The 1700-nt window shown below is 76.1% G+C and carries 2 protein-coding genes; both read left to right on the forward strand.

Annotated features, from left to right (window positions below; all coding sequences use genetic code 11):
• The first annotated feature begins 159 nt into the window (after positions 1 to 159).
• Positions 160 to 795, forward strand: a complete 636-nt coding sequence (locus CBZ_RS20340) for a DUF4956 domain-containing protein (protein ID WP_246013577.1) — start codon at positions 160 to 162, stop codon at positions 793 to 795.
• The gene (locus tag CBZ_RS20345; RefSeq protein ID WP_130783230.1) at positions 792 to 1568 is read left to right on the forward strand and encodes a polyphosphate polymerase domain-containing protein; all 777 of its coding nucleotides are present in this window, start codon (positions 792 to 794) and stop codon (positions 1566 to 1568) included. The genes CBZ_RS20340 and CBZ_RS20345 overlap by 4 nt, the downstream gene beginning before the upstream one ends.
• Positions 1569 to 1700 lie beyond the last annotated feature (132 nt).

The following is a 1700-nucleotide window of genomic DNA, read 5'->3' on the forward strand; positions in this document are numbered from 1 at the left end:
CCCCCCCCGGGCCCGGGCGCCGCCGCGTCCCGGTCGCACCCGCCGGCAGCACCAGCGCACCGACGCGCGATCCAGACCCGGGCCTCAGGCGACGCACAGCGAGCACCCAGGACCGCACGGCTGACTGGTCACCACGCCCGACCAGTCAGGAGCCACCGCATGTCCCCCACCGTCCTCTACGCCGTCGACCTCGTCGCGATCCTCGTCCTCACGTTCGCCGTGTACCTGCCCCGGCACCGCCGCCGCGACCTCGCGGTCGCCTACCTCGGCGTCAACGTCGGCGTGCTGGCGGTCGCGGCCACCCTCGCGACCAGCACGGTCGGCGCGGGCGTCGGGCTGGGGCTGTTCGGGGTCCTGTCGATCATCCGGCTGCGCTCCGCCGAGCTCAGCCAGACCGAGGTCGCGTACTACTTCGCGGCCCTCGCGCTCGGCCTCATCGGCGGTCTCGGCGCGACGACCGTCGCCGTCGGCGCGGCGCTCATGGGGCTCGTCGTCGTGGTCCTCGCGGTGGCCGACAGCCCGCGGGTCCTCCCCCGGTACCGGCAGCAGACGATCGTCGTCGACCGGGCGATCACCGACGAGGCCGCGCTCGCCGCGCACCTCGAGCACCTGCTCGGCGGCCGCGTGCGACGCGTGAGCGTGCAGCGCCTCGACCTGGTGAACGACACCACCACGGTCGACGTCCGGTACGAGGCCGGCGCGCGGCCCGCACGCCGCGACGACCACGTCCCGCAGCCCACGCCGCTCGACGACGCGGACGCCGCGGACCCCCGCTGGGCGGCGGCGCAGCGATGACGTCCGCCCTGCACCGGCTGCCCGCCGTGACCCTCGACGACCTGCAGGCCGACGCCGCGCTGCAGACCCGCGTGGACCGCAAGTACGTCGTGCCGCTGCCGACGCTCGGCGGCCTGCTCGACGAGCTGGACCCCGCGGCGCGCGTGCTCGACATCGGCGGCCGGCGCACCTTCACCTACCGCTCGGTGTACTTCGACACGCCCGCGCTCACCAGCTACCTCGGGGCGGCCCGCCGACGCCGTCAGCGGTTCAAGGTGCGCACCCGCACGTACGTCGACGACGACCTGTGCTGGGTCGAGGTCAAGACGCGCGGGCCCCGCGGCACGACCGTCAAGGACCGCCTGCCGCACGAGCCCGCGGCATCCGCGACGCTCACCGACCCGGCGTGGTCGTTCGCGACGACCGTGCTCGGCGACGAGCGCGCCGACCGCCTCGACGGCCCCCTGCGTCCCACGCTCGTCACGACCTACGACCGCATCACCCTGCACGTCCCCGCGGACGACGGCGGCCCGGCCTCGCGCACGACCGTCGACACCGGCCTCGTGTGGACCGACCCCGCCGACGGCCGCGAGCGCGCGCTGCCCGGCCTGGCGGTCGTCGAGACGAAGACCGGCTCGACCCCGTCGTCGACCGACCGCCTGCTGTGGCGGCACGGCCTGCGCCCCGTGCGCCTGTCGAAGTACGGCACCGGCATGGCCGTGCTCCACCCCGACCTGCCCGCCACGCCGTGGCGCCGCGTGCTCGACCGCCACGTCGAGCCCGCCGCCCGCTGACCCACCGACCTGACACCGCAGAGAACACGGAGAACCCCATGCGACGCACCACCGGGCGCCTCGTCGCCCGCACCGCCCTGCTCGCCGGCCTCGTGGCCGCGACCCTCGTCGGCTGCTCGGCCGCCGCGGCCG

The sequence above is a fragment of the Cellulomonas biazotea genome (genome assembly GCF_004306155.1).
Taxonomy (GTDB): domain Bacteria; phylum Actinomycetota; class Actinomycetes; order Actinomycetales; family Cellulomonadaceae; genus Cellulomonas; species Cellulomonas biazotea.

Coding starts and splice junctions, on each gene's coding strand:
- CBZ_RS20340 (WP_246013577.1), top strand. CDS start 160: ATGTCCCCCACCGTCCTCTACGCCGTCGACCTCGTCGCGATCCTCGTC.
- CBZ_RS20345 (WP_130783230.1), top strand. CDS start 792: ATGACGTCCGCCCTGCACCGGCTGCCCGCCGTGACCCTCGACGACCTG.